The sequence below is a fragment of the Methylorubrum podarium genome, assembly GCF_022179745.1.
Classification (GTDB): Bacteria; Pseudomonadota; Alphaproteobacteria; order Rhizobiales; family Beijerinckiaceae; genus Methylobacterium; species Methylobacterium podarium.
The window spans coordinates 1-1,688 of record NZ_BPRD01000705.1 but is presented as its reverse complement, the minus strand read 5'-3'; the positions used below and the strand labels follow the sequence as shown (position 1 = coordinate 1,688).

Below are 1,688 nucleotides of genomic sequence, written 5' to 3'. Positions count from 1 at the left end.
GGCGACGAAGTCGATCAGCGCGAGGTTCGATTTCGAGCTCCCGGTGTCGAACGCGACGAGCCGCTCCAGGAAGCCTGGGCGCGGCGCCCGCCCGGCCAGGCCGCCTACGACCAGGTCCCCCTCCCCCGACAGGCCCAGCGGCAGGTCCGGCAGGTCGTCCCCCCGGGTCAGCCGGCGCATGACCCGGTGCGCGGCGGTGTCGAGCTCGGCCGGGACCGAGGCGTCCAGCAGGGTGTCGGCCGCCGCGTCGGAGACCCGCGCCGCGCCGCCGCCCGGCAGGACCGCCGCGACGGACAGCTCGATCCCGCCGGCCCGGAGGTCGAAGCGGGCCGACAGGACGAGGCGGACAGCGGTGCGCGTCACGGTGATCGCCACCGCCCCGTCGAGTCCCTCGCCCGCGGCGTAGGACGCCGGACCCACCGCCAGTCCCCGATGCCGGCGCAGCAGGCGACCCAGGGCGGGGCCGAGCTCCGCGTCGACGATGTCCCGCGCGAGCGCGTCGGCGAGGCGCCGCCGCCAAGCCGGGCCGTCGCGGTCGCTCCTCCGGGCGCCGGGGGCCGGCAGCGCCCGGAGGACCGCGGCGGCGTGGCGGAAGCGCTGCCCGGCACTCGCGCCCAGCGCCTCTCGGTAGAGCGCATCCGCGACGGCCTCGACCAGCGGCGGCAGCCCCTTGGCCAGGGCCGCCCGCAGCCGCCGGCCGGCCGAGGCGGCCTGCGCCGCCCGGCTTGCCTCGCCGGCATCCGCCATCAGCGCCGCGGCCTGCCGCGCCTCCGGCGCGACCGTGAACGCGAGCGCCTCCAGCTCGTCGGAGGCCCGGAGGACCGCCGGCAGGCAATCGAGGAAGCGGAGGGCGCGCTCGACATGCGCGCGGGCGGAGGCGCCATCCTCGGGGATCCAGCGGGCGGCCCTGAGCAGGGCATCCCGCACCTGCGCGTGATCCGCCGGCGCGAAGGCCCCGGGGAGCGCGCGCAGGAGCGCGCGGTCGGCCGCCGCGCGCGACCGCGCCAGGGGGAGGACGATCCCGTCGTCCCAGACCTGCCGGAGATCCTTCCGGATCGCCCGCCTCAGGGCCGCGATCCGGGTCGCCCGGATGCCGCCGGCCACGAACGCCGCGTGCAGGTTCTCCATCGTCGCGTCGACCGTGTGCCGGGTGGCCGGGTGCGAGAGCGTCGCGATGGTTCGCCACGCCGTCGCGAGCTCTCCCGCGTCCGTTTGCGTGGGGCTGCTTCCGGCGCGGGAGGCCGGGACGACGGGAGCGGGGTGCATGGCCGGAGGATGCCCAGGAACGCGAGCGTCCGGCCGGGCGATAGGCCGCGGGACCGCGCCAGGCCGGCGCGATGGATCCAGGGCGCTTCGATCCGGGCCGCGGACGGCGCCCGGGAATCGGGCGCACGCCCCATTGTGCGGGCCACGGAGCAAGCCACAATCGGCGCCGCCCGGGCCGTGCCGCATCCCCTGCACCGGCGCGCGCCTCAGGTCGCCTCGCCGGTGTCCCAGGACGCCCAGGAGCCCGGCAGCGACGCGGTCTCGCGGGCGAGCCGGACGAAGGTGGCGAGGTCCTCGTTGGCGTCGTCGAAGGCGCCGTCGAGCAGGGTCCACGCCTCCGGCGCGGCGAGCGCCGCGCCATCGGCGAAGCCGCGGTCGTCCGGATCGGTGGCGACGCAGACCCGGGCGCGGCCGTCGCGCAG

Annotated in this window: 2 protein-coding genes; both read right to left on the bottom strand. The window is 78.3% G+C overall.

Annotated elements, in window-relative coordinates:
* On the bottom strand, positions 1–1,266 hold a 1,266-nt coding region (locus MFF42_RS26055), incomplete at its 3' end, for a hypothetical protein (protein WP_238258852.1).
* A gap of 206 nt (positions 1,267–1,472) precedes the next feature.
* On the bottom strand, positions 1,473–1,688 hold a 216-nt coding region (locus MFF42_RS26050), incomplete at its 5' end, for a hypothetical protein (protein WP_238258851.1).